The sequence below is a fragment of the Streptomyces sp. JW3 genome (assembly GCF_052216785.1).
GTDB lineage: Bacteria > Actinomycetota > Actinomycetes > Streptomycetales > Streptomycetaceae > Streptomyces.
The window spans coordinates 1-8,004 of record NZ_JBQOUX010000188.1 but is presented as its reverse complement, the minus strand read 5'-3'; the positions used below and the strand labels follow the sequence as shown (position 1 = coordinate 8,004).

The window sequence follows — 8,004 nt, the reverse complement described above, 5'->3', positions numbered from 1 at the left end:
CACCGGACCGGCTCGCGGCGGCGCTGGGCCAGTGGCGGGGACCGGCGTACGCCGAGTTCGCCGAGGCGCCGTGGGCGCGCGGCGAGCGGGCCCGGCTGACCGAACTGCGGCTGCGTGCCGTCGAACGCCGGGCGGAACTCCTGGTGGACTCGGGCCGGGCGGCCGAGGCGGTCCCCGACCTCGACGCCCACCTGGACGGCCACCCCTGGCGCGAGGAGGGCTGGCGGCTGCTCGCCCTCGCCCTGTACCGCACCGGTCGGCAGGCGGACGCCCTCGCGGTACTGCGCCGGGCCCGCGCGCTGCTCGCCGACGAACTGGGCATCGACCCGGGGCCCCGGCTGCGCCGTCTGGAGGCCGGTGTGCTCGCCCAGGACCCGGCCCTGGACCCGCCCGCCGAACCGGCCGAGCCGGCGGCCCGGCTGTGGACCCGCGCCACCGAGGCGTACGACCGCGCGGTCGCCGCCGGATCGGCCGCCCGCCTGGAAACCACCGTCGGCCTGCTGCGCACCCTCGCGGTCACCGGCGGCGACGGTCTGGAGGCGGCCCGGCAGCAGCGCCCGGCCGCCGTCGCCGCCGCCGAGGAGACCGGCGACGCCGAGCTGACCGCCCGGGTGATCGGCGCCTACGACGTGCCCGCCAACTGGACCCGCAGCGACGACCCCGAGGCCGCCCGCCGCGTCGTCGAGGCCGCCGAACGCACCCTCGCCGCCCTCCCGGACACCCCGGCGGCCGACCCCGCCCGGGCCCGGCTGCTCGCCACCGTCGCCCTGGAGAGCCGCGGCGTACGCTCCCCGCGCGGCCCCGAGGCGGCCCGGCGGGCCGAGGAGATCGCCCGCCGCCTGGACGACCCCGCGCTGCTCGCGTTCGCCCTCAACGGCACCTACATGCAGTCCTGCACCACCGCCGGCTGCTCCCCGCGGCGCGCCGCGATCGGCGCCGAACTCATCGCCCTCGCCGCCCGGCACGGCCTGGCCACCTACGAGATCCTCGGCCACCTGATCCGCCTCCAGGCCCGGAGCGCGGTGGCCGACTTCACCGGCGCGGACCGGCACGCCGCCGCCGCGGACGCCCTGGCCGCCCGGCACGAACGACCCCTGGTGGCCGTCTTCACCACCTGGTACCGCGCCCTGCGCCGGGCCGCCACCGGCGCCCCGTACGACCGGGCCGAGGCCGGCTACCGGGCCGCCGCCGCGACGCTCGACGGCGCCGGCATGCCGGGCCTGGAACGCGGCCTGCTGCCGCTCGCCCTGCTCGGCCTGCGGCTGTCCCGGGGCCTGCCGCCCGAGGCCGACCCACGGGCGGACTGGGGCCCGTACCGCCCCTGGGCCGAACCCTTCGCGCTGCTGGCCGAGGGCGACCGGGACGCGGCCCGCGCGGCCCTGCACCGGCTGCCCGAACCCCCGCCCGACCTGCTCTACGAGGCCCTGTGCTGCGCCGAGGCGGCGCTGGCCCGCGCGCTCGGCGACCGGCCGGCGCTGCGCCGCGCCCACGACAGACTGCTGCCCGCGGCCGGCGAACTCGCGGGCGCGGGCAGCGGGGTGCTCACCTTCGGGCCGGTCGACGACTGGCTGGCCGCCGGGGTCAGTTGCTGATCTGCTCCGTCAGCCGGGCGGAGGCCAGCGGGACCGGCTCGAACATGGCCGGCTCCTCGTCCGGGAAGAGCGCGGTCGGACCGTAGACCCAGTCGGTGAAGGCGTAGCCGTACGGGTCCACCTGCTGCGCCGTCGCCGGCCTGTCGGTGTCGATGCCGCGCGTCCGCTACGAGCCGCGCCGGCTGCGGTCCCTGGTGGCCGCCCTGGAGGCGGCGGCCCGCGCCCTGGAGGCGGACCTGGCCGCCGACCGCTGATCCGGGGACGCTCCCGGGCGCCCCCGGCCGGCCGGTTTGGCCGGCCCGAACCGGGCAACGCGGGCCGGGAGACCCGCCCACCGCGAGCGCCCGGGGAGACGCCGCCCATGACCACTCACCGCATCCGGGACGTGATGCCGCCCGCCGCGGCGACCGTCGAGCCGGCGGCCACCGTGACCCGGGCCGCCGAGCTGATGCGCGAACACGCCGCCGGGCACGTCCTGGTCGCCTACGACCGCGGCCTGTTCGGCGTGCTCACCGCCCGCGACATCGTGCTGGCGGCCGTCGCCGGCGGCCGCGATCCCGACGGCACCCGGGTCGGCTCCGTCTGCCCGCCGCCGCCCGTCGTCACCCTCACCCCGGAGTACACCACCGTCCGGGCCGCCGAGCTGCTGCGCCGGTACGCCGTGCGCCGGGTCCCGGTCGTCACCCGCGGCGGCGACCCGGTCGGCAGCGTCGGCCTCGACGACCTGGCCGTAGCCCGGCACCCGAGCCCGGCCGGCGGCGCCGGGGCGCCGGGTCAGACCTCCTCGGCCTGACCGATCCGCAGCCGCGCCCCCTGCCGCAGCAGCTCCCGCTGGACCAGCCGGTACGGCAGCCCGCGCGGCCCGTGCCCGTGCCGGACGGTCAGCGCGGCGCACACCCCGGCCGCCTGGCCGGTGGCCATCGCGATCGGCATCACCCGGTACGAGGAGTGCGCGACATGCGTACCGGAGATGCAGCGCCCGGCGACCAGCAGCCGGTCGGTGCCGCGCGGCAGCAGACAGCGCAGCGGAATGTCGTAGAAGCTGCCCGTGGGCACCCGCTTCAGGACCGTGCCGGTGCCGCGCGGGTTGTGGATGTCGACCGGGTACGCGCCGTGCGCGATCACGTCCGGGAAGGGGCGGGCGGCCAGGATGTCGTGTCCGGTGAGCTGGTAGTCGCCGAGCACGCGGCGGGTCTCGCGGACCCCGACGTGGGTGCCGCTCTGCATCACGTACGACGCCTCGAACCCGGGGACCCGGGTGCGCAGGAACCGGTCGATCTGGGCGAGCTGCCGGCGCGCGGTGTGCTCGGCCCGGGTCAGGTCCCACACGCTGGTGCCGAGCACCCTCGTCACCCGCGTGCAGTTGACGCTCAGCTCGTGCGGGTGCGGGGTGGCGAAGAACAGGATGTCCTCGCGCGGCAGCCGCAGGTCCCCGTCGGCCCGCGCCTGCTCCACCAGGTCCCACAGCCCGTACACGCCGCGCCACTGGTCGGGGTGGTCGCGCACGTACGCCGCGAAGTCCGGCCGGGAGAAGTCCGCCACCCGGAACATCAGCGTCATCGGCTGGGTCAGCCCGTCCTCCGGCCGGCCGATCTCGTACGGCGCCCCGCAGGCCGCCGCCACGTCGCCGTCCCCGGTGCCGTCCACCACCACCCCGGCGTCCAGCACCACCGGCCCCGACTTGGTCTCGAACACCACCCGCCAGCCGTCGTCCAGCCTGAGCGCGGTCGACGCGAACGCGTGGAACAGCATCCGCACGCCCGACTCGTCCATCATCTCCAGCAGGGTCAGCTTGAACAGCTCGGGGTCGAAGGGGACGGTGTACCCGGTCTTCGTGGACGGCCGCAGACAGCCGCCGCGTTCCATCAGCCGCTCAAGGAGCCGCCACAGCACGCCCGCCACCACCGGCTCGCCCTCGCCGTGGTCGGTGGGCAGCAGCCGGGAGGCGTCGCCGGCCTCGGTGAACGCCGCCTGCCTGTGCTCGTTGTGGAACGACATCAGCGGCATCACCAGCGCCGCCGTCGCGTTGCCGCCGAGGAACCCGTACCGCTCCACCAGCACCACGTCGGCCCCGCCGTCGGCGGCGGCCAGCGCGGCGGCGAACCCGGCCGGGCCGCCGCCCACCACCAGCACGTCGCAGCGGCCCCCGTGCTGGGCGTCGCGCGGCGGCAGGGTCACCGTGCGCGGCTCACCGGGTTCTCGCAGGACCGGCATCACACCTCCAGGGGCCGTGCCTCGGCCGGGTCCGCCGCCCGCGCGCCGGCCACCGTGTCCAGCAGCGAGCCGCAGCGCACACAGGTCTCGCGGGCCGCCGCCGTCAGCTCCGCCATCCGGGCCCTGAGGTCCTCCTCGCGCCGCGGATACTCGTCCCACAGCCGGTCCACCTCGGCCAGCAGCAGCCCGGCCTGCTCCCGCGCCACCCCCACCAGGGCGGGCGCGCCGAGCCGGCGCGCGAAGTCGAACACCTTGCCCGAGTAGGGCAGCGGCAGCACCGGTACGCCGGTCAGCGCCGCGAAGATCACGAAGTGCAGCCGCATGCCGACCGCCAGGTCCAGGTGGCGCATCAGCCCGAGCACCTGCCCCGGGCTGTAGTCACCGTGCAGGATGCGGCCCTTGTCCGGCGCGGTCATGTGGGACAGCACCGCGTGCGCGTGCCGTACGTCGTGCCGCTCCATCGGCAGGAACACCACGTGCGCGTCCAGCCGCCGCACCAGGAAGTCCGCGACGGTGGCCAGCAGCGCGTGGTAGTCGCTCTCGTCCAGTGCCTCGGCCGCCCGGCCCGGCTCCCGCACCGACATCCCCACCAGCCGGGCGTCGGTGGGCACGCCCTCGTCGCGCATCATGGCGTGGGTGAAGGGCTCCGGGCGCAGCAGCAGCGCCGGGTCGGCGGTCACCGTGACCTCGCGTTCCAGCCCGACCTCCTCCAGGACCAGCCGGGACTCCTCGTCCCGCACCACCACGTCGTCCATGTCGGCCAGTACCGTGCGCACCATCTCCCGGTCCTCGGCCTCCCGCAGCGGCCCGGCGCCGACGGCGTAGGCGAAGGTCGGCACGTCCCGGTCCTGGGCGGCGCGCACCAGCCGCAGATAGCGCCGGGCCTCGCCGTCGAAGAGGATGCCGCCGCCGCCCAGCACCAGCAGGTCCAGGCCGGGCAGCACGTCGATCACGTGGTTGCGCCGCACGCCCTCCCAGTCGACCACCTCGTCGGCCTCGTGGTGGTGGGCGCGGGTGTGTTCGGCGTTCCGGCTGAAGACGACCAGGTGGGCGTCCGGCCGGTGGGCCCGCAGACAGCCGAGGACACAGGTCAGGATCGCCTCGTCACCGGTGTTGAAACCGCCGTAGGAGCCGAGCACGCCGATGCGCGGACCGGACCGGGCGGAGGGCGGATGCGAAGGTGCGGTGGTCATCCGGGTGCTCCCGTCACGTCGGGTCGGCCGGACCGCCGGCCAGGGTCGTGCTCAGGCGGGCGGTGCCTGCGCAGGGACCCGGGTTGCCTGCGCCGCCCACCCGGAAACCCCCTGTCTCACCGGCCGCGCGTGGTTGCGGCGGCCGACGGTGGAAGGGATCACCGGAAACGGTCCGCCCCCCTGGTCCCAGGAGCTTTCGTGCACGTCTCCCTCACCGTCTGGCTGCTCACCGTCGCCGCCCTGTGCGTACTGATCGCCGCCGACTTCCTCATCGGCCGCACGCCGCACGCCGCACGACGTGTCGACCGGGGAGGCCGGGATCTGGACCGGCGTCTGGGTGGCCCTGGCCGGCCTGTTCGGGGTGGGACTGCTGGTGTGGGGCGGGGGCGGGCCGGCGGGGGAGTTCTTCGCCGGGTACCTCACCGAGAAGTCGCTGAGCGTCGACAACCTCTTCGTCTTCGTCCTGATCATGTCCAAGTTCGCGGTGCCGTCCCCGTACCAGCAGCGGGTGCTGATGATCGGCGTACTGATCGCCCTGGTGCTGCGCACCGTCTTCGTCGCGGCCGGCGCGGCGATCATCTCCGCCTTCTCCTGGGTCTTCTACCTCTTCGGCGCCTTCCTGATCTGGACCGCCTGGAAGCTGATCCAGGACGCCCGAAAGAAGGGCGACGAGGAGGAGTACGAGGAGGAGTACGAGGAGAACAGGCTGCTGCGGGCCGTCGAGCGCCGCTTCGGGGTGGCCGACCGCTACCACGGCACCAGGCTGTGGATCGAGCGGGACGGCAAGCGGGTCATGACCCCGATGCTGGTGGTGATGCTCGCGATCGGCTCCACCGACGTGCTGTTCGCCCTGGACTCCATCCCGGCCATCTACGGCCTGACCGAGGACCCGTACATCGTCTTCACCGCCAACGCCTTCGCCCTGATGGGGCTGCGCCAGCTGTACTTCCTCATCGGCGGCCTGCTCAGGCGGCTGGTGCACCTCTCCTACGGCCTGTCGGTCATCCTCGGCTTCATCGGCGTCAAACTGGTCCTGCACGCACTGCACGAGTCCGCGGTGCGTGTCCCGGAGATCGGCATCCCGTTCTCCCTGGGCTTCATCGTGCTCGTCCTCGCGGTCACCACGCTCACCAGCCTGCGCGCCTCCCGCGGCGACTAGTCGACCAGCGCCTGGGTGCCCAGCACGGCGACCAGGGCCAGCCGCTCGGCGTCGGCGGTGCCCGGCTCGGCGGAGTACACCATGACCCGCAGGTCGGCGCCCGCCACGGCGAGCACGTCGCAGTCCAGGTCCAGCGGGCCCACCGCCGGATGGTCGATGGTCTTGCGGGCCACCTCGTGCCGGCCGACGATCCCCGACTCCCACAGCTCGGCGAACCGCTCGCTGTGCGCGCGCAGGTCCTCGACCAGCTGCCGCAGCCGCCGGTCGGCCGGATACCGGCTGACCGTGTCGCGCAGATCGGCGGCGAGCGCCTCCTCGAACGCCCGCCGCCGCGGCGGGTCCTGCCGGGCCCGGCCGCGCGGGCCGACGAAGTTGCGCCACACGCTGTTGCGCTCGTGGCCGCGCCACCCGGACGGGTCGCCCATCAGCGCCGCGTACGGCTGGTTGGCCAGCAGCAGCGTCCATGCCGCGTCGAACACGGCGACCGGGGTGCCGGCCAGCCGGTCCAGCAGCCGGTGCACGCTCGGCGGGATGTACGACGGCACGGTGTCCGGGCCCGGCGGCACCAGTCCGGCCTGCCGGTACAGATAGGCCCGCTCCTGGAGCGGCAGCCGCAGCGCCCGGGCCAGCGCCTCGACGATCTGTGGCGAGGGGTTGGCCGCCCGGCCCTGTTCCAGCCGGGTGACGTAGTCGACCGAGATGCCGGCCAGCAGGGCCAGCTCCTCCCGGCGCAGTCCGGCCGCCCGCCGCGGACCGCGGGCCGGCAGCCCGGCCGACTCGGGGGAGACGCGGTCGCGCCACCGGCGTACGGTCCGTCCGAACTCGGTCGTCGTCATGACTGCCAGTGAACACCGTCCGGCGCCCACGTACCTGGTACCGCTGGTCCCAGGACACGGTGCTCAGGGCGCCCGCAGCAGGCGGCGCAGCCAGGCCGGGCGGGCGGTGCGGGCCGTGCGGGCCGGGCGGGTGGAGTACGAGAGGGCCGGGCCGGGTGCGGGGCGAGGGTGTCGAGGCCGTGGCGGCTGCCGGGCCATGCGCGGGGGTTCCGCGGACCGCCTCCGCCTGCCGCAGGTGGCCCGCGGAGGCGGTGGTCGGGCTCCAGGCACGGCCACTCAGAGCCCCGTTCCCAGCAGGCGGCGCAGCCAGGCCGGGCGGGCCGTGCGGGCGGCGTGGGAGAGGGCCGCGTGCGGGGCGAGGGCGTCGAAGCCGTGGCAGCCGCCGGGCCACACGTGCAGTTCGGCGGCCCCGCCGGCCTGCCACAGGCGGCCCGCGTAGGCGACCGTCTCGTCCCGGAAGGTCTCCGCCGAACCGACGTCCAGGAAGGCCGGCGGCAGCCCCGACAGGTCCCGGGCCCGGGCGGGTGCCGCGTACGGGGACACGTCCGCCCCGCCCCGCGCCGCGCCCAGCAGCGCGGTCCAGGCGGTCTCGTTGGCCGAGCGGTCCCAGGTGCCGAGGCCCGCCATCTGACGGGCGGAGGGCGAGTCGCCGCGGTCGTCCAGCATCGGGGACATCAGCAGCTGGCCGGCCGGCCGCGGCCCGCCGCGGTCCCGGGCGAGCAGGGCCAGCGCGGCGCACAGCCCGCCGCCCGCGCTCGCGCCGACCAGCACGATCCGCTCCGGATCGGCGCCCAGCTCCGCCGCCTGCCCGGCGGTCCACCGCAGCCCGGCGTACGCGTCCCGCACCGGGGCCGGATGCGGATGCTCCGGCGCCAGCCGGTACTCCACCGAGACCACCACCGCGCCCAGCTCCGCCGCCCAGGTCAGGGGTTCCGCGAGGCCGGCCCGGTTGGTGCCGAGGACCATGCCGCCGCCGTGCACGTGGTAGAGGACCGGCCGCGGCGCCGCGC

At 76.0% G+C, this 8,004-nt stretch carries 7 protein-coding genes and 1 pseudogene; 3 read left to right on the top strand and 5 right to left on the bottom strand.

All coding sequences use genetic code 11. From position 1 onward, the window contains the following. Positions 1–1,592: AfsR/SARP family transcriptional regulator (locus ACTT8P_RS37450; protein ID WP_442836263.1), on the top strand; the 1,592-nt coding region annotated here is incomplete at its 5' end. On the opposite strand, the gene ACTT8P_RS37445 is transcribed toward ACTT8P_RS37450, so the two are convergent. Then, on the bottom strand, positions 1,582–1,713 hold the full coding sequence (locus ACTT8P_RS37445; RefSeq protein ID WP_442836262.1) for a hypothetical protein: 132 nt from the start codon (positions 1,711–1,713) through the stop codon (positions 1,582–1,584). The genes ACTT8P_RS37450 and ACTT8P_RS37445 overlap by 11 nt on opposite strands. 240 nt (positions 1,714–1,953) lie before the next feature. Between ACTT8P_RS37445 and ACTT8P_RS37440 the strand changes: the two genes are divergently transcribed. Beyond that, positions 1,954–2,385 (top strand): CBS domain-containing protein, encoded by a 432-nt coding sequence (locus tag ACTT8P_RS37440; RefSeq protein ID WP_442836261.1) that lies wholly within the window; start codon positions 1,954–1,956, stop codon positions 2,383–2,385. On the opposite strand, the gene ACTT8P_RS37435 is transcribed toward ACTT8P_RS37440, so the two are convergent. Together ACTT8P_RS37435 and ACTT8P_RS37430 are read right to left on the bottom strand one after the other, a co-directional pair. After that, positions 2,367–3,806 (bottom strand): FAD-dependent oxidoreductase, encoded by a 1,440-nt coding sequence (locus ACTT8P_RS37435; RefSeq protein WP_442836260.1) that lies wholly within the window; start codon positions 3,804–3,806, stop codon positions 2,367–2,369. The two genes, ACTT8P_RS37440 and ACTT8P_RS37435, sit on opposite strands and share 19 nt — an antisense overlap. Further along, complete coding sequence (locus ACTT8P_RS37430) at positions 3,806–4,999, bottom strand: polysaccharide pyruvyl transferase family protein (protein ID WP_442836259.1); 1,194 nt, start codon at positions 4,997–4,999, stop codon at positions 3,806–3,808. The genes ACTT8P_RS37435 and ACTT8P_RS37430 overlap by 1 nt, the downstream gene beginning before the upstream one ends. Positions 5,000–5,197: 198 nt before the next feature. On the opposite strand from ACTT8P_RS37430, the pseudogene ACTT8P_RS37425 reads away from it, so the two are divergent. Further along, a pseudogene (locus tag ACTT8P_RS37425) lies at positions 5,198–6,158 on the top strand (TerC family protein). Here ACTT8P_RS37425 and ACTT8P_RS37420 read toward each other — a convergent pair. Further along, positions 6,155–6,994 (bottom strand): helix-turn-helix domain-containing protein, encoded by an 840-nt coding sequence (locus ACTT8P_RS37420; RefSeq protein WP_442836258.1) that lies wholly within the window; start codon positions 6,992–6,994, stop codon positions 6,155–6,157. The pseudogene ACTT8P_RS37425 and the gene ACTT8P_RS37420 sit on opposite strands and share 4 nt — an antisense overlap. Before the next feature lie 276 nt (positions 6,995–7,270). After that, positions 7,271–8,004: alpha/beta hydrolase (locus ACTT8P_RS37415; RefSeq protein ID WP_442836257.1), on the bottom strand; the 734-nt coding region annotated here is incomplete at its 5' end.